This is a genomic window from Pseudoalteromonas sp. T1lg65 (assembly GCF_051930985.1).
Lineage (GTDB): Bacteria > Pseudomonadota > Gammaproteobacteria > Enterobacterales > Alteromonadaceae > Pseudoalteromonas.
Genome location: NZ_CP196837.1, coordinates 561,782 through 579,156 on the forward strand (window position 1 = coordinate 561,782; position 17,375 = coordinate 579,156).

Consider the following 17,375-nt stretch of genomic DNA (forward strand, 5'->3'; position numbering starts at 1 on the left):
GCTAAATGCGAGATAGGTTTGGCACTTCAGCTTGTCACTATTGTTCTAAATTATTGCAAATTTCCTTAATACCCCGTGCCTTACGTTGCTTGTTTAATAAACGCTTAATCAAAGTGGTGTAACAAAAGTGTCTTATTTTTCGTGTTTTGCAATAATCTAAAGTCCTTATATAACAAACGGTTGGGATGTGTTTTTTAACAGGTCACAAAAAGCTTGATCTACGACAATAAAAGGTGTTAGATTGCACTTAGCACTCGAGCTTAGAGAGTGCTAAAATACACAAAGCGATTTATCACTGAGGTGAAAAATGAGTAAAGATTTATACGCAATGGCACTAACAACTGGACAAAGCTCAAGCTTAGAAGGCTATTTACAGTCAGTAAGCTCGATCCCAATGCTAGATGCTGAAAAGGAAAGAGAACTTGCTACTCGCCTTCATGAGGAAGGGGATCTTGATGCCGCAAAGCAACTCATCATGTCTCATCTGAGATTTGTAGCTCACATTGCTAAGAGCTATTCAGGTTATGGCTTGCCTCAAGCAGACCTTATTCAAGAAGGTAATATTGGTCTGATGAAGGCGGTAAAACGTTTTGACCCAACGGTTGGTGTCCGCCTAGTATCTTTTGCTGTGCATTGGATTAAAGCAGAAATTCATGAGTACGTATTAAAGAACTGGCGAATTGTAAAAGTTGCGACAACTAAGGCGCAACGTAAGTTATTTTTCAACTTAAGAAAGAATAAAAAACGTCTTGGTTGGTTTAACCAAGAAGAAGTTGCTACGGTAGCCAACGAGCTTGGCGTAAGTGAAAAAGAAGTTCGTGAAATGGAGTCCCGTATGGCGGGGCAAGACATGGGCTTTGACTTAAGCAATGATGAAGATGAGAGTCAAAGCGGTAGCTTCTCACCGGTACAATACCTGACAGATACCAGCAGTGATCTGGCAGAATCAGTAGAACAACAGCAATGGCAAGAACAATCCCATAACCGTTTGTTCTCAGCTTTGAAGACGTTAGACGAACGATCTCAGGATATCGTTAGTGCACGTTGGTTAGCTGATGAGAAGGCGACGCTACAAGACCTAGCTGAAAAGTATAGTGTGTCAGCTGAGCGTGTTAGACAGCTAGAAAAGTCAGCGATGAAGAAACTGCAAGCTGCAATGAGCTAAACCCGTCACGATAAATCCTTTGTAAAAATGCCGCTTTTAAGCGGCATTTTTGATCCCGCTGTAAACAAATGAAATATGCCTCTGAGTCCGTACGCTGACATTGTCACAAATTTGAGCTTACAAGTGTTCGCTATATTAAGTATAATGCGCAGATCTCAGTACAGGAGAGCTTAGTTTGTTAGCAGTATTTCGCGTCATTTTGTTGGCATTATTCATTGTATTTAGTTGTATTTTTGGTTTGTTGTTGTGTGTAGTGCGGCCATTTCACCGTAATAACGTACACGTTATTGCCTCTTGGTTTGGTGCCATGTCGCGGGTAATAGGTGTTAAATTGGTGATCAATCAAGACCCCGAAGCCGCGCGAACCGAACCTGCAATGTATATTGCTAATCACCAGAATAATTATGACTTGTTTACGCTTCCTGCTGTAGTACCTAAAAACACCGTTAGCATGGGGAAAAAAAGCCTAAAGTGGATCCCATTTTTTGGGCAACTTTACTGGCTATCTGGCAATATCTTAATTGATCGAGGCAATCGCTCAAAAGCCATGGGAACCCTAGGAAAATCTGCGAAAAGAATCAAACATGACAAGTTGTCGGTTTGGATGTTTCCTGAGGGGACGAGAAGCTATGGACGAGGATTGCTTCCGTTTAAAACTGGGGCATTTCATACTGCCATGAGTGCCAATGTGCCAATTATTCCGGTTTGTATGAACTCAACTCACGATAAGATAAAACTTAATCGCTGGGATAATGGCTGCGTATACATTGATATTCTCGCACCTGAATATTTATCACCAGAACTCTCAGCCAGAGATCATGCTGTGCGAATTCATGCTAAAATGGCTGACAGAATTTCTCAATTAGATACCCAAGCGAGTATTAAGTAATGGAAAATTGGCGTGAGATCAGTGAAGAGATCGTTGAATCTCTTCTCGAAGATGGTTCAGATCCTGAAAAGCTGTATGAAGTAGAACATCATTTTGTTTGTGAAGATTTTGATAAGCTTGAAAGTGCAGCACTAGCAGCATTTAAACTCGGTTACGACGTTGAAGAACCGGCAGAGCTGGAACTCGAAGATGGTGGTAAGGTATGGGGTTTCGACGTTGTGGTTGAAATTGAGCTTGATACCGATGCGATTATGGAAGATGTCATTAAACTGGAAAAAATAGCCAACGATACTGGCGTCGAGTATGACGGCTGGGGCACCTATTTTCAGGAATAATGTACGTTAAGATTTACAGGGTCCACAATTTTGGGCCCTTTGTTGTTTTAGCGTACTTAGAGTGTAATAAGCCTAACCGAGCCATATCCGATAAGTTCACCCGTCATAAAATTGTATCTATATGTAACACCAAGATTTTTTAATTTTATAGTCTTTTCTCCACCTTTTTTGAAATCTAAACAAGGTTCTAAAATGCGTGATTAATCATGAACTATGGCGCTTTTTAGCTTAAAAGTTAAGAATTAAGCTGTTTTAATACCTTTGGTTGAATTTTAATCCCGTTTATAGCCTTTCTTCTTATTCAGTGGTATTAATGATAGTTAGCGTAGTTTTATATTAAGCCTGATATGCAGATTGTACTCCCCATTGAAGAACTTCAACCTGGTATGTTTGTAGACAGTGTCCACAAACAAAAGTCGGGTTCGGGTGTAAAAATTAAATCCCGAGGTATGGTTAGAGACAAACGTATCATCGATAAGTTGGTCGAAAAAGGTGTATTAGAGCTCAATATTGATTTCACGCAAAGCGAAGTTGGGGTGCCTGAAAAGTATCAAGCTGAACAGCAGGCCAATGGTGCTAACAAAGCAGACAAATATCCCCAGACGAGTGAAAATGACGGCGCGCTATCTAAGTCTCTGCCCAAAACCAAACGGACCCAAAAACGCACGTTTTCTGAAGAGAACACATTGCAGCAAGAGTTTTCAGCCGCAATGCAAACATTCGAGAAAAACAACCGACTCATCCAAAGTTTATATGGGGATGTTACCTCGGGGTTGAAAATGGATATGTCACTGCTTAATGAAGTTAGCAGAGACATCGTGGCCTCGGTATTACGCAACTCCAATGCGATGGCGATTTTAACGCGAATAAAAGATAAAGATGCCTATAATTGGCGTCACATGACCAATTGCGCGATCTTAATAACCGTATTTGCCAAACATCTTGGTCTGCCTCAATACATTATTGAGCAAATGGCGTTGGGTGCGATGTTGCATGATATTGGTCATGCTAAGCTTCCACAGGGGTTGATCAACAAACCCGGTAAATTCACTGAGCTAGAGTACCGAGCTGTCAAAAAGCACGTAGCGCAATCGTTGGGTATGAGTAAAGGTGAAGATGGCATTACCCCATTAATGCTGGACATGATCATTAATCACCATGAGCGACTTGATGGCACGGGCTACCCGAGAAGAATTAAGGGGGATGCGTTAAGCACCGCAGCGAGAATGATGGCGATTGTGGATGTGTATGATGCAATTACAGCAGATCAACATCACAAAGAAGCTGACGAACCGATTAATGCCATGCGCTTTCTACTTGCTAGCAAAAAGCAGTTTGATCCTATTTTAGTGCAGCGATTTATAAAGTGTATGGGCGTGCATCCGGTCGGAACCATAGTAAAATTGACCAACGAGCGACTCGGTTTGGTATTAGAAGGAAATAAGCATGCACCAACGTCGCCTATCGTTCGAGTTTTCTACAACACCAAACATCTGCATCATGTTACTGCGAAAGACTTAGATCTGAGTGATTCAGATATTAAGGTCGTCGCCAGTGTTAGGCCTTTGGACTACCAGTTAAATTTATCGCGTTTATTAAAGGACCAGTTGCTGATTTAGTCTTGCTACAGCGTTTTCTTTTTTGCTGCATAATTGATAAATACGCACCAGCCAAACAACTTGCCATCATCAATAGCCAAATCAATGTGCCTACTTCTGTATGCATGATTGCGCAACATAATCCCAATGAAATTACCGAACAAACAATAGCACTTAGCCAATAGTGGTTTACGGGGTTGCTGCACTGTCCGGCTTTTTCGCATGCACAGTTGTTTGCTTTACATAAGAAAAAAACGGCGCAGCCGGTAAATGCTAACGCACTGCAAAGGAATAATACGGTCATCATGAAGCTCCCTGATATTGACACCAACCAGTGTAAAAGAGTGGCTAAATCAAGTCAATGCAATTAAGAATTATTATCATTAAGTTGTGTTTTATCTCATCAGATGAGTTTTAAAAATGATTAATTTGGTTGTTAAATGTCCACTTAATCGAGTAAAAGTCGCAAAAAAGAAGATTTGTTTAAAACTTTTAGGTAGGGTGTCGTGGAATTTACACACAACTATCTGCAAGTAAATAAAAAGATAGCGACACAGGGGATTTGAGAATGAATAAAATAATGACAGGGTTGATCGCCGCTGGTGCGATTTTGTCTTCTTCGCAAGTAATGGCAGCCGCATTCCAGCTGGCTGAACAAAATGTATCGGGTTTGGGTAGGGCATATGCAGGTGAAGCATCCGTTGCTGATGATGCTTCAGTTGTATCACGCAATCCCGCTTTAATGGGCAGCATGTCAGGTACCAATATTTCAGCAGCAGCTATGTATGTACTGCCAGATGTTAGCCTATCGGGTACTAGCACGAACAATGGTCTTCCTGCTGCGGCACTAAACGATAATAGCATCGCCCCGAGTGCCGTAGTGCCTGCTGCATACATCACTCACAGATACAATGACCAATGGTCAATTGGCGCAGGCATTTACTCTCAGTTTGGTCTATCCACTGAATTTGAAGATGACTACGTAGCAGGTCAGATCGCCGGTAACACCGAAATCGTCACGATTAACACTGGGGTTTCTGTAGCGTATAACATCGATAAGCAATGGAGTCTGGCGTTTGGTTTAAATCATGTCTACGCCGATGCTAAAGTTGTTCGTCGTATCGGTGCGAATGCATCAGGTTTAGACTTTGCCACTCAAGCTGTGCATTTGGAAGGTGACGACCAAGGTTTTGGCTGGAATGTGGGTGTTGCTTATCAACTTGACGAAAATAGCCGCTTAGGTTTCCACTACCGCAGCGAAACGGATATTAACTTCGATGGCACATTCAGCAATGACATTCCCGCTGTTGCAGGTGGCCTACAAGGTCAAGTATTACCGGGTAACTTAGAACTTACTTTACCTGCAATTGCTGAAGTATCTGGTTCACACCAATTGAATGAAAAAACCGGTGTACACTTCAGTATTTTATGGACGGGTTGGAACAGCTTCCAACAACTCGCAGCAGAGGTTGACAAGGTTGGAACGGTATTCACTAAGGAAGAAAACTTCTCTAACTCTTTACGTTTCTCTGTGGGTGCAGACTATCAGTGGAATGATGCGTTAAAACTTAGAGCTGGTATGGCTTACGATGAATCTCCAGCGGATCAAAACCACTTGTCGATTTCGATCCCAGACACTGATCGTATTTGGTACTCGTTTGGCGCAGAAATGCAGTTATCAAAACAAGCCAGTGTTGATGTAGGGTTGAGTCTACTGCGTGGCAAAACTAAGCATTTTGTTGAGGCTGACAAATTTAGCGAGTGGGGCTTCCGCTCAAAAGGTCATGCGACAGTATTTGGTGTACAGTACAACCACCAGTTTTAATGTGTTAGCAGATATTTGCGTATAAAGAAAAGCGGCAGTTAAGCCGCTTTTTTGTGCCAGTTTGTCAATTGGAAAATTACAACATCGACTTTAACTTATACAACAAATCATGTGCTTGCCTAGGGGTAAGTTCGTCAGGATCAGTAGTAGCTAATAACTGCTCGACTTCTGAGGGCTCCAACGGCAGTGCCAGCGTTTGCTGGGCCATGACAGGATTATCACCCACTACACTTTGATGCTGCTCAAGTAATGCCAGCTTTTGCTTGGCCATTTTAATTACGGCTTTTGGTACCCCTGCAAGTCCAGCAACCTGTAAACCAAAGCTCTTGCTTGCAGCCCCTTCCATTACCGTATGTTTAAACGCAATAGTGTCGTTGTGCTCAATGGCATCAAGATGCACATTAACCAGGCCCGGTTGTAAGTCGGCCAGTTCGGTGAGCTCAAAATAATGCGTTGCAAACAAGGTTTTCGCCGCAATTTTGCTGGCGAGATAATCGGCCGTCGCATAAGCCAGTGACAGGCCATCATAGGTGCTTGTACCTCGACCAATCTCATCCATTAAAACCAATGACTGTGATGTAGCGTTATGTAAAATGGTCGCGGTTTCTGTCATTTCTACCATAAAGGTTGAACGACCCGAGGCTAAATCATCACTTGCACCAATTCGAGTAAAAATACGGTCGACGACGCCTATTTGTGCTTGCTGGGCGGGAACGTAACAGCCTATGTGTGCCATTAGTACGATTAGCGCCGTTTGCCTCATGTAGGTTGATTTACCGCCCATATTCGGACCGGTGATCACCAGCATCTTACGGGCTGAATTTAGTACTACGGGGTTGGCGATAAAAGGTTCTTTACTAACTTGCTCGACCACTGGATGTCTGCCTGCATCTATCACTATTTCATCACCCAACGTTAGTTGTGGCTTACAGTAATCCAAGGTTTGCGCACGCTCTGCAAGGGTGTTAAGCACGTCCAAATCAGCCAGTGCAGCGGCCATCATTTGCAGTTGTTCAATATGTGGTGCGATCAGCGTAAAGAGTTCTTCATATAATTGCTTTTCTAGCGCGAGTGCCTTGCTTTGACTACCAAGCACCTTATCTTCATGCTCTTTGAGCTCAGGAATAATGTATCTTTCATTATTCTTTAAGGTTTGACGACGGATGTATTCAGCAGGGACTAAATGCGAATTGGCGCGGCTGATCTCAATGTAAAAGCCATGAACTTTGTTATAGCCGATTTTTAGTGTCGAAATACCAGTGCGCTCACGTTCTCTTTCTTCGAGTTTTTCCAGCACGTCAGTAGCACCAGCACTGAGTGCTCGCCATTCATCAAGCTCTTGATTGTATCCCGGAGCAATGACGCCACCATCACGAATAAGTACTGGTGGATTGTCGATAACGGCACGTTCTAACAAGTCCTGCAAGTCTGGTAAGAGCGGCGACTGTGCAACTATGTTGCCCAAACGAGTATCCGTACTGTCTGACAAAATGCTATGTAGCGGAGCAAGTGCTTGTAAGGCACTGCGCAATCGCGTTAAATCACGGGGGCGTGCGTTACATAATGCAAGTCGAGCGACTACCCGCTCAATATCGCCAATTTGTTTTAGCGCTTCGTGTAACTCGGAGCCCAGTTGCAGTTCAATGATACTGGTAATGGCATTCAATCTCGCATTAAGCTCACCACGGTCGCGAATTGGCGTATGAATGCGTCTTTTCAGTAGCCTTGAACCCATCGCCGTTGCAGAACGGTCAAGGATCTGAGCTAAGGTATTTTCTACGCCGCCAGATAAGTTTGTGGTGAGCTCTAGGTTTTTACGCGTAGCGGCATCTAGGATCACCGCATGTTCATTCTTTTCAAGCGTGATAGAGCGAATATGAGGTAAGGCAGTACGCTGAGTGTCTTTGACGTATTGCATCACGCAGCCGGCTGCAATCAGCCCCATCGTGGCCCCTTCAACACCAAAGCCAACCAAATCTTTGGTAGCAAACTGCTGGCATAACAGGTGTTTGGCCGTGTCCAAATCAAATTCCCAATCTGGTCGGCGGCGACTACCTTTAATACGTTCAACGACATCCAAATTAGCGAAGGACTCAGGATAGAGTAACTCGGCAGGTTGTAAACGTTGCAATGTGGAAATCAGAGCTTCGTCGGTATTGAGTTCTACGACATTAAAACGACCCGAGTTGATATCCAGATAAGCTACGCCATAACCCTTTTTTGGGTTTTGATAAACGGCGGCAAGCAAGTTGTCTTGACGTTCATTTAGCAGGGCTTCATCCGTTACCGTACCCGGTGTGACTATACGAACAACTTTACGTTCTACCGGACCTTTGCTGGTGGCAGGATCGCCTATTTGTTCACAAATCGCGACTGACTCACCCATCTGAACTAGCCTGGCAAGGTAATTTTCCACCGCATGGTAAGGCACTCCGGCCATTGGTATGGGCGCACCGCCAGCCTTACCGCGATGGGTCTGAGAAATATCTAACAGTTGTGCCGCTCTAATCGCATCATCAAAAAATAGTTCGTAAAAATCACCCATACGGTAGAACAGCAAGATCTCTTGATGTTCAGCTTTGATCCTTAAATACTGCTGCATCATCGGGGTTTGTTGTTTTATAGTATGCTCTGAATAAAGATCTAACGACATGTTGATACCTAAGGGTTTACGATGGAACTAAACAAAGAAATTACCGACTCCGCGGCACAGTTGGGCGCTATTCTAACGAATAAAGGATTAACAATCACTACCGTAGAATCATGTACTGGTGGCGGGGTGAGTTACGCGCTAACTGACACGCCCGGCAGTTCAAATTACATTGATCGCTGTTTTGTGACATACAGCAACGTCGCCAAGCAACAGTTAGTGGGCGTCAGCGAACAAACGTTGCAACAATTTGGCGCGGTTAGTGAGCAAGCCGTGCGAGAAATGGTCGTTGGTGCGCAACGAGCGGCAAATGCAGAAGTCGCGGTGGCGATATCCGGTATCGCGGGTCCGTCGGGAGGAAGCGCAGAAAAACCAGTTGGAACGGTATGGTTTGCCTTTGCATTTAAGGATAATGTACAAGTCGAGCAGTGTGTTTTCCTTGGAGATAGAGCAAAAGTTAGAGTTCAAGCAATTGATTTTTCTTTAAAAGCTTTATTACAGCTGGTGAATTCATAAAAATACACTTGATACTGTAATTTCATACAGTATACTAGGTCTCAGAAAGCAAATTTGGAGAAGCAAATGAACGATAACAAGCAAAAGGCACTAGACGCCGCTCTATCACAAATTGAGCGTCAATTTGGTAAAGGCTCAATCATGAAGCTAGGTGAAAACAAAGCTTTAGACATTGAAGCTATCTCAACAGGTTCTCTAGGTCTTGATATTGCGCTTGGTATCGGTGGTTTGCCAGCTGGCCGTATTGTTGAAATCTATGGTCCTGAATCATCGGGTAAAACAACGTTGACCCTGCAAGCAATCGCAGAAGCGCAAAAAATGGGCAAGACCTGTGCGTTTGTTGATGCTGAGCATGCGCTAGACCCTATTTATGCGGAAAAACTAGGTGTTAATGTCGATGAATTACTAGTTTCTCAACCAGACACCGGTGAGCAAGCGTTAGAGATCTGTGACATGCTAGTGCGCTCAGGTGCGGTTGATGTGGTGGTGGTTGACTCGGTAGCTGCCCTAACACCAAAAGCGGAAATTGAAGGCGATATGGGGGATTCTCACGTTGGTCTTCAAGCGCGTCTAATGTCACAAGCGTTGCGTAAATTAACCGGAAACATCAAGCGCTCAAATACACTATGTATTTTCATCAACCAGATCCGTATGAAGATCGGTGTGATGTTCGGTAACCCTGAAACCACCACTGGTGGTAACGCACTTAAGTTTTACGCTTCAGTACGCCTTGATATTCGCCGCATCGGTTCGGTGAAAGAAGGTGATGAAGTGGTGGGTAACGAGACTCGCGTAAAAGTCGTTAAAAACAAAGTGGCACCGCCGTTTAAACAAGCTGAATTTATCATCATGTATGGTGAAGGGACTTCGAAAGAAGGTGAGCTTATCGATCTTGGTGTTAAACACAAATTAGTCGATAAAGCGGGTGCTTGGTTTAGTTACAACGGTAGTAAGATTGGTCAAGGTAAGGCCAATTCAATCAAGTTCTTGAAAGATAACCCAGAGATCTCAGGTGAGATTGAGAGCAAACTAAGAGACATGTTACTACTTCAAGCAACTGAGTCACCTGAAGAAGGCGAAGACAAAGGCCTTGCGGAAGTAGAGAACGATCTAGAGCTGTAGATTTTACCGATTCGTCATGAAGCCTAGATACAAACTTTGACGAGTAAGGCATTTTCAAAAAGCCCAGCTTTAGCTGGGTTTTTTTATGCTTATTGAAAACGACCCTAGGTGTTTAGTGTTTCTCAACGCGCGTTGCTAAAACGAAAATACGTATCAAGAATGTAGCGCCATGGCAAAACGAGTGGTGTTAAAATCACGCCAATCAGACAGGCAAACACCACACCCGCGGCATATTCATCGAGTCCAGAATTTAAATACATTGGTAGTGCGAAGAGTATTAACCAAAGTATTTTCCAGAGTAATTCAAACATCAGTAATGGCAGCATTTGTAAGGGGCGAAAAATCCCAAGTAATGACAGAATCATAAACGCCATAAGCATGGCATTTATCACCGTATATGAATCAGCGGTTACGCCGATGGAAGACAGTGCATCAGGGGTATTTGTTAATCCCAGTCCAACAGCGATAAAAGCATACATCGCTTTTAAAAAGTAGCTTCTAGCCTTTCCCACTTGTTCCATAATTTGCCTCTTTGTACAAAGTTAAATTGCCTAGCAATGTGTTCATTGCCTGCCAATGTAAGCTGTATTTTTTCTATTCCTTTCATCAACACAGGTTGATGTGAGAAAAGGGTATCAGTTAATTTTTGTACAAACAATAACCAATTCAAATGGAAGTATGCATCCACATCAAGTGGTGTGAATAACATGGTTCAGCAGTGTTTTTTAACTTTAAAAGATGAGCTGTGATGGGGAGCTAGCTCGCTTTTTTAGTGATTTATTGTCGGTAAAAAATTCACAGGCTTGCTGACATTCTTTACTTTGCTAGTTTCACGTTTACTTCACGGTAAGCTAGTTAGCTTTAGCTTTTCAAATCTAATCACACAGTTTGAGTTACCTTATGCTAAAAAATATCTTTACTCTACTTGCTTTAGTTACATTTACTTGCAGCCCAGCACGAGCGAACACCGCTGTTTCAGCATTATCGCTACAACAAAAAGTTGCTCATGCGATTGACCAATTTGAGCAAACAAACCGCAGTGATTGGGCTTATACCATTACGCGCTACGAAAATGAGGAAGGAGATATTAGCCAAAGCGTTGAGCAATATAATCCTCAGCAGCCTGCTGGGCAGCAATGGTCATTGATGATGGTTGACGGAAAAGTACCTACTGAAAAACAACGTCAGGCTTTTATGGATAAAAAAGCAAAGCAAGCAACGGAAGGTAAAAGCCTATCTATCAAACTAAGCAAAATTATCAACTTAACTTCGCTGCAATTGGAGGAAGAAAGTCAAGCGGATCTAAAAGTACGTTTTGGTGTATATCTTGAAAAACTAGGTGAAAATGCCAGTAAAAAACTGACAGGTTTACTTACATATAACAAAGAAAATGCTTTTATCAGTGATATTGAAATCACCAATACAGATACCTTTTCGCCAGTCTTAACAGCTAACATTAAAGATTTTAAAATGACACTCAGCTTTGAAAAACGCGACTCGGCTATTTTGCCACACAAACATGAATTTGAAATGCGAGGTTCTTTTGCATTTTTTACTGAAATAGATGAAGTTTCTAGTGATACTTTCTCTGAATATCACTATGTTGGTACGCAAGCAGAGTGATCAACGTCAAACCAATAAAACGGATATCGTAGTGCCATGTTCACAATTGACTTCAAGTTGCCAGCCTTGATGCTCACATAAACGTTTTACAATGGATAAGCCAAAGCCAAACCCCGTGCTTTGGCTGCCTTTAACTGTCGGTTCCGTTAGGTTATCCGTAATAGCGTGTTCGATACCTGGGCCAGTGTCTGCTACGACGAGGCTTCCTTCAATAAAGCTTACTCTGACTTCACCAGATTGAATATATTGGAAGGCATTGCTGATCAGGTTGTCGATCAACACTTTTGCCATTCCTGACTGTAGATACACTTTTGTATTAAGGTTATCGTCAAGAATCACCTCAATATGCTTACCATCAAGTAGTGTTCGATGATCTAAAATCGACTGTTCTACGATTGACATTAGGTTGGTATTTTCTTTTGTCGCGTTAGAGCACTCTTCTCTGGCGAGTGCGAGCAAGGTGTGAACGGTTTTGTCCATTTGCTCGGCAGCAGTGGCGATCCGACTGACAATTGCTGTGTTTTCTGGTGTGGCTTTGTTGGTACTTAAATACAGCTCGGCTGCGTTTTTTATGATGGATAACGGTGAGCGCAGCTCATGACTGGCATCTCGAGTGAAGCATTTCTCTCTTTCAAGCGCTTTTTTCAAGCGATGGAGTGTTTGCTCCAATGTATCAGCTAAAACTCCCACTTCGGTATTCGGATATTGGTGGGCAAATCGTTCAGGGATTTTTTCTGCATCGACATTCGCAACAAGATCGGCCAAATGGGTTAATGGACGGGCCGTACTGCGGCCAATAAACCAAGCAATGGTACAAGCGATAGCGCTTACAAATAAGCCGCTAATGAACAAGAAAGTGATAATGCCATTGCGAATGTTGCGCACGTAAAGAGAATCACTGACTTCTGCCACCAAATAGATAGTGTCGTAGCCCGGCATTGTAATTACGTGATAATGGCGTTCGCCATTACCGAAGAACTCAAACTGGTTTGGAGAGGCTATGGCTTGTTGACGAATATCTTCTGGAAATGACTCTTTCGAGAAATGTAATCCGAACGTTTCTGAGCTAGGAGATGGCCAGAGACCGGTTTTGTTGTAATTGGCACTGAGGCGTTGCGCTTCTTGCTGGAGCTCTTTTTCAATAAATCTATCTTCAAGAGTGTACATCATCACAAATGTGATGAAGCTGTACACCAATGATAAAGTCAGCGTAAAAATACAGAATTGTAAAATAATGCGGCGACTCAAGCTGGAGTAGTGGCTTGAACGTTTTTTCATAGTTAACCTGAACTCGGGATAATGGACATGACAGAATTAATTGAATCAATACATTACCGGATTAACTCATACAGTGCTGCTATTTTTACGTAGTTCAAGGCGAGTTTTCCAGTAATAGCGAGCAATTGCTGGCGAACTCAACACTGAAAGAGGTAAAAAGAGTCGCGCTGTAGCATGCCGCATTAGTTATTATTCACTAGGGTTGTTTTGCTCGAGTGCGAGTGTAAAGCCAGCGCCGAAGACGGTTTTTACCATTGGATAAGAAAAGGGCTTATCGAGCACATTGCGCAATTGATAAATATGCGAACGTAGCGCATCAGACTCTGTCGGTTGGTCACCCCAGAGTTTGTAGCTTAACTCCGTGCGGCTTACAACCTGAGGATGTGCTTCGGCTAAAATGGTGAGTATTTTTAACCCCATAACACTGAGCGCCAATAGCTGTCCATCGCGGAACGCTTGTTTTTGTTTACGGTCAATGCGTAACGGTCCCAGATGTAAAGTGTGATTGGTTTGCAGTAAATGACGCCTTGACAAAGCGAGGCATCGAACTTCCAATTCCTGCAAAGAAAACGGCTTAGTTAAGTAGTCATCAGCACCAACATGAAAGCCGGATATTTTATCTTCGATGCTGTCTCGGGCGGTCAGCATAATAATAGGAATATGGCGATCTGCCTTTTCTCGAATATGCTGACACACTTCCAAACCATCCAGCGCAGGAAGGTTTAAGTCTAAGATGATTAGGTCGTAGTATTGGTTGAGTGCTAACTCTAACCCCTGCATTCCCTGGTAGGCATAGTCCAAAACATGGCCTTTTAACTCCATATATTCAGCAATGGTTTTTGCCACATTGTGCTGATCTTCTACCAGTAACATATGTAAGGGGGGCGTTTTTTTCATCGTGCTTCAATGTCAGCTTATTGTTTTATTTACCAAGGTTATCATTATTAAAACTTGCACACGTATTGCTGTTTCCTTTCAAAGGAAATTTAACGGCTTTTTTGTAGGTGATTGCAACAAGACACGTTTAAATCGGTTCGTTGCTTGTTGCAATCAGACTCACTCACTGTTCTTGCAGCAGCGTTCTGATAGAGTTAGACAAAGTCTTGTTACTTGCTGCAATTCCTAAACTGGTTATGGTCGTCACTACAATGAATAATGTGCCGAACAACCAAGTTAAATCCGGCTGGTAAGGAAGTGAAAATTGCGCCTGATAAATTAACACCCCAGCTAAATAAGTTGCTGCAATGGCGCCTGATGCGGCGACTAAACCGGTGACAACCCATTCAATCATATTGAGTTTTAAGCAGGTATTTCGAGTTAAACCAAAGCTCATAATGACGCTATTTTTCTTTCTCTCATTACCTTCAACTGCATTTATGGTCGCGAAGATAACGATAAAAGAAAGGACAATGATGAGTATGGAAAAACCACTAATAGCCTGTGTTAGCATGGCTAAGGTTTTGTCAAAACGCGCGGTGATTTCTTGTAGCGAAACCATTCGTAAAGAAGGGTGCTTTTGCCATAACTCTCCCAGTAAGGAAAATTGTTCATCGTTTAACTCCAAGCTCGCCATGTTGTAATGAGGTGCTTTGATGTGCTCCAAAGCCCTAGCAGGCATTTGTACCCAGAATGTAATGGAACCCGCTCCAGCTTTATATTCGTGGCTCGCGGCAATCGTAAAATCAATAGTTTGCTCGCCGATATAAAAAGTGAGCACGTCACCTATTGCCAATTTCAAGTCGGTCATAACTTCTTCTTCCACGGATATGAGTTGCCAATTCTGTGATTGCTCATTCCACCATGAGCCTTGATTGACTTTATTATTGTTGGGAATGGTATCTGTCCAGTGCAAGCGAATAGAATCACGCATTGTTGCCATGCTATCGCTTGGTTCATTGGTATGTTCATTCAGATTTTTTTGGTTAATTTTTAGTAGGTTGGCATACAAAAAGGGCTTTTGTTGGCGAATTTCAATCCCATGCTCGTTGGCCCAAGTTTCAATGTCTTTCATTTGAGCCTGTGTCGCCTGCGAAACGAGCAAGTTACCATTATGCTCGCGTTCATAGCTAGCAAGAGTATCGCCTAAATCTTTCATGAGCATCAACGTAAATAGCAATAAAAAGCTACACAAGCCAACGCCTAAAATTTGTGTGCTTTTATTTACTAAGCGTTGTTTCATCATGAATAAAGTAAATGGAAGTAGACCTGATACGTGTTTCGTCATTTTTTCGCCAACTGTTAGAACAGTCCAGCTGAACAGCACTATTAAAGCGATACAGCTTAACATCGAAATAACGACCATCGTGGTCAGCAGGGCATTATCTGAATAACTGAATGCCACCAAAGTCAGTACGATCATGGCACTGCATATTGTTACAGCATTACTGGAGCTGCCAAAAGCGCTATTGATCAACTGCATTGTTGAGCTTTTCATTAAGCCAACCCAGACAGGTGTTTGAAAAATAAAAAAGATGCTGCTAACGACGAAAATAGACTTTGTCGCAGTCCACAGGCTCCATTGTGATGTTATGTCTACAAAGGTACTGGAGAGCCAATTGACGATGAGCCAGTAGCAAAAAGCTGAACACAGAAGTGCAACAACGGAGGCTGGTACAAGGTTTATAAGCCACTTGAAAAAGGAGACTCGTAGTCCGGTTTGTCTTGATGCGCCAAGGCTCATACAAATTGCAGAAAAATATTGCTCTTTTGTGGTTTGAATTTTGGTAATTTTTTCAATCGCAATGGCGGCCATAAAGAATAAGATGATGGAGGTTAAACCGAGAAAATTTTCGGTGCGTTGCCAAAATAAGGAAAGAGGATGAGCGCCAGTTTTATGATACACCTGAGCGGAGGGTAACTGCTCTTTTTGCCATTTCAGGATCTGTTCTATTTGACTTGCAGAGGCCGAAAATAAATAGCGGTTTTGTATTAAATCTTTCGGTATATCACTGTGCTCAATATCATTCAGGTTAATCATGGCACGCATATCGACACTGTGCCCTTCCATTAATCTGTCCGGTTCATGCACCAAGACTTTCGTCACCGTAAAGCTTTTATTTGCTATGAGTAATGACTCTCCTGTGCCTATTTCTAAACTTGCCAATGCTCGAGAATCGAGCCAGATCTCGCCAGTTTTTGGTCCTGACGTGGTGTGCACCTCTTCGCTCTGCAATGATGCTGCCGTAACTAAATGCCCTTGCAATGGGTAGCCATTGCCAACGGCCTTGAGCTTTACAGACTGCCATTTATTTTTATGGGTTAAGGTTACCATTAGGCTTTGAGTTAAGATCTGTCGTTGTGACAATGTCTTTAATGTATCAAGTTGTTGCGTCTTCAATGGGGTTTGATGAACAAGAACCAGATCTGCGCCTAGTAAATTGGCCAGGTTTTTATTTAAAAACTGCTGTATCGTCTCGCTGGTTTGGCTAAGCGTGATAATAAACGCCATGAGAATAATTTGGATCCAACGTAAGTAACGAGTATGGGCCAAACGCTTTTCTTGCAGCCAAAAGTGCCATGCGAGTTGTAAACTATTAGCAAACATGACATTCCCCATTTCTCAGCGCGAAAACGTGTTGAGCTCGTTGTGCTAGCTCTTCACTGTGCGTTACAACGACAAGCCCAGCTCCATTTTCATGGCAACAAGCAAAAAGCAGATCTGCTACATCAGAAGCGCTTTTGCCATCCAAGTTGCCCGTTGGTTCATCTGCAAAAATAAACTTTGGTTTAAACACCAGCGCTCGCGCAATCGCGACTCTTTGCTGTTCACCGCCACTTAATTGGTTGGGCTTGTGGGTAAGTCGGTGGCTTAGTCCAACTTTTTTCAGCCAATATTCAGCCTGGTCCTCAGCATTTTTAATTCCACGGAGCTTTAGAGGTAAGGCGACATTGCTCAGTGCTGTTAGCTCAGGTAACAGATGAAACTGTTGAAAAATAAAGCCGATACTCTCTCTAAATTGACTGATTTCGTGATCAATGCCATGAACATAGATCTGTACTTGACCATCTTTGGGGGGCTCTAAGCCCGACATGAGCATTAACAGGCTTGATTTACCTGCTCCTGATGGCCCTATGATGGCGTGAGACTGCCCCTGTGATATCGAGAGGTTTAAGTCTTTAAATAGGTATATTTTCTCATTATTTACTGCAAATGAGTGACCGACTTGATCCAGATTGATGTAAGTAGTGTGAGCGCGATTCATGGTTAAAGCCTATTAGTGAACATGTGACTACAAAAATAGGTTTTTGGATGTGAAGGAGATGTGAAAATGTTCCTAAACAGCTTTAAGGTCGCTAATTGGCTCACTAATCAATAGCAATCTGACCGAGATTAAAAAACGATAACTGCGTTTGAATAGCCATGTTTTCTATATC

At 42.8% G+C, this 17,375-nt stretch carries 14 protein-coding genes; 8 read left to right on the forward strand and 6 right to left on the reverse strand.

Features of this window, described 5'->3' with window-relative positions; genetic code table 11:
- Positions 1-307 precede the first annotated feature (307 nt).
- From rpoH to ACSLBF_RS02590, 5 genes are all read left to right on the forward strand, one after another.
- Positions 308-1,165: an RNA polymerase sigma factor RpoH gene (gene rpoH, locus ACSLBF_RS02570; RefSeq protein ID WP_440055060.1), complete on the forward strand. Its 858-nt coding sequence runs from the start codon at positions 308-310 to the stop codon at positions 1,163-1,165.
- 175 nt (positions 1,166-1,340) lie between these two features.
- Positions 1,341-2,054, forward strand: a complete 714-nt coding sequence (locus ACSLBF_RS02575) for a 1-acylglycerol-3-phosphate O-acyltransferase (RefSeq protein ID WP_440055061.1) — start codon at positions 1,341-1,343, stop codon at positions 2,052-2,054.
- Positions 2,054-2,389 carry a ribonuclease E inhibitor RraB gene (rraB, locus tag ACSLBF_RS02580; protein ID WP_440055062.1) on the forward strand — a complete coding sequence of 112 codons (336 nt, stop codon included), beginning with the start codon at positions 2,054-2,056 and terminating at the stop codon, positions 2,387-2,389. The genes ACSLBF_RS02575 and rraB overlap by 1 nt, the downstream gene beginning before the upstream one ends.
- Positions 2,390-2,736: 347 nt before the next feature.
- Entirely contained in the window at positions 2,737-4,008 is a 1,272-nt protein-coding gene (locus ACSLBF_RS02585; protein ID WP_440055063.1) for an HD-GYP domain-containing protein, read from the forward strand.
- A 547-nt stretch (positions 4,009-4,555) separates the two neighbouring features.
- Positions 4,556-5,812, forward strand: coding sequence for an outer membrane protein transport protein (locus ACSLBF_RS02590; RefSeq protein ID WP_440055064.1), 1,257 nt, complete (start codon positions 4,556-4,558; stop codon positions 5,810-5,812).
- Between the two features lie 76 nt (positions 5,813-5,888).
- On the opposite strand, the gene mutS is transcribed toward ACSLBF_RS02590, so the two are convergent.
- Positions 5,889-8,465, reverse strand: coding sequence for a DNA mismatch repair protein MutS (gene mutS / locus ACSLBF_RS02595; protein ID WP_440055065.1), 2,577 nt, complete (start codon positions 8,463-8,465; stop codon positions 5,889-5,891).
- Between the two features lie 21 nt (positions 8,466-8,486).
- Here mutS and ACSLBF_RS02600 point away from each other — a divergent pair, with 21 nt between their 5' ends.
- The gene (locus ACSLBF_RS02600; protein WP_440055066.1) at positions 8,487-8,978 is read left to right on the forward strand and encodes a CinA family protein; all 492 of its coding nucleotides are present in this window, start codon (positions 8,487-8,489) and stop codon (positions 8,976-8,978) included.
- A gap of 66 nt (positions 8,979-9,044) precedes the next feature.
- Positions 9,045-10,100 carry a recombinase RecA gene (gene recA, locus ACSLBF_RS02605; protein ID WP_440055067.1) on the forward strand — a complete coding sequence of 352 codons (1,056 nt, stop codon included), beginning with the start codon at positions 9,045-9,047 and terminating at the stop codon, positions 10,098-10,100.
- 122 nt (positions 10,101-10,222) lie between these two features.
- Here recA and ACSLBF_RS02610 read toward each other — a convergent pair whose 3' ends face one another.
- Positions 10,223-10,621, reverse strand: a complete 399-nt coding sequence (locus ACSLBF_RS02610) for a hypothetical protein (protein WP_440055068.1) — start codon at positions 10,619-10,621, stop codon at positions 10,223-10,225.
- 379 nt (positions 10,622-11,000) lie between these two features.
- Between ACSLBF_RS02610 and ACSLBF_RS02615 the strand changes: the two genes are divergently transcribed.
- On the forward strand, positions 11,001-11,723 hold the full coding sequence (locus ACSLBF_RS02615; protein WP_440055069.1) for a hypothetical protein: 723 nt from the start codon (positions 11,001-11,003) through the stop codon (positions 11,721-11,723).
- 6 nt (positions 11,724-11,729) lie between these two features.
- Here ACSLBF_RS02615 and ACSLBF_RS02620 read toward each other — a convergent pair whose 3' ends face one another.
- From ACSLBF_RS02620 to ACSLBF_RS02635, 4 genes are all read right to left on the reverse strand, one after another.
- Positions 11,730-13,001, reverse strand: a complete 1,272-nt coding sequence (locus ACSLBF_RS02620; protein ID WP_440055070.1) for a sensor histidine kinase — start codon at positions 12,999-13,001, stop codon at positions 11,730-11,732.
- Positions 13,002-13,190: 189 nt separating this feature from the next.
- Positions 13,191-13,898: a response regulator transcription factor gene (locus ACSLBF_RS02625; RefSeq protein ID WP_440055071.1), complete on the reverse strand. Its 708-nt coding sequence runs from the start codon at positions 13,896-13,898 to the stop codon at positions 13,191-13,193.
- 163 nt (positions 13,899-14,061) lie between these two features.
- Complete coding sequence (locus tag ACSLBF_RS02630) at positions 14,062-16,545, reverse strand: ABC transporter permease (RefSeq protein ID WP_440055072.1); 2,484 nt, start codon at positions 16,543-16,545, stop codon at positions 14,062-14,064.
- A complete protein-coding gene (locus ACSLBF_RS02635) occupies positions 16,535-17,203 on the reverse strand; it encodes an ABC transporter ATP-binding protein (protein ID WP_440055073.1) in 669 nt (222 codons plus the stop codon). The genes ACSLBF_RS02630 and ACSLBF_RS02635 overlap by 11 nt, the downstream gene beginning before the upstream one ends.
- Between the last annotated feature and the right edge of the window lie 172 nt (positions 17,204-17,375).

What these genes read in the sequence shown, in the direction of transcription:
- rpoH (WP_440055060.1), top strand. Translation starts at nt 308, where the DNA reads ATGAGTAAAGATTTATACGCAATGGCACTAACAACTGGACAAAGCTCA.
- rraB (WP_440055062.1), top strand. Translation starts at nt 2,054, where the DNA reads ATGGAAAATTGGCGTGAGATCAGTGAAGAGATCGTTGAATCTCTTCTC.
- ACSLBF_RS02585 (WP_440055063.1), top strand. Translation starts at nt 2,737, where the DNA reads ATGCAGATTGTACTCCCCATTGAAGAACTTCAACCTGGTATGTTTGTA.
- ACSLBF_RS02590 (WP_440055064.1), top strand. Translation starts at nt 4,556, where the DNA reads ATGAATAAAATAATGACAGGGTTGATCGCCGCTGGTGCGATTTTGTCT.
- mutS (WP_440055065.1), bottom strand. Translation starts at nt 8,465, where the DNA reads ATGTCGTTAGATCTTTATTCAGAGCATACTATAAAACAACAAACCCCG.
- ACSLBF_RS02600 (WP_440055066.1), top strand. Translation starts at nt 8,487, where the DNA reads ATGGAACTAAACAAAGAAATTACCGACTCCGCGGCACAGTTGGGCGCT.
- recA (WP_440055067.1), top strand. Translation starts at nt 9,045, where the DNA reads ATGAACGATAACAAGCAAAAGGCACTAGACGCCGCTCTATCACAAATT.
- ACSLBF_RS02610 (WP_440055068.1), bottom strand. Translation starts at nt 10,621, where the DNA reads ATGGAACAAGTGGGAAAGGCTAGAAGCTACTTTTTAAAAGCGATGTAT.
- ACSLBF_RS02615 (WP_440055069.1), top strand. Translation starts at nt 11,001, where the DNA reads ATGCTAAAAAATATCTTTACTCTACTTGCTTTAGTTACATTTACTTGC.
- ACSLBF_RS02620 (WP_440055070.1), bottom strand. Translation starts at nt 13,001, where the DNA reads ATGAAAAAACGTTCAAGCCACTACTCCAGCTTGAGTCGCCGCATTATT.
- ACSLBF_RS02625 (WP_440055071.1), bottom strand. Translation starts at nt 13,898, where the DNA reads ATGAAAAAAACGCCCCCCTTACATATGTTACTGGTAGAAGATCAGCAC.
- ACSLBF_RS02630 (WP_440055072.1), bottom strand. Translation starts at nt 16,545, where the DNA reads ATGTTTGCTAATAGTTTACAACTCGCATGGCACTTTTGGCTGCAAGAA.
- ACSLBF_RS02635 (WP_440055073.1), bottom strand. Translation starts at nt 17,203, where the DNA reads ATGAATCGCGCTCACACTACTTACATCAATCTGGATCAAGTCGGTCAC.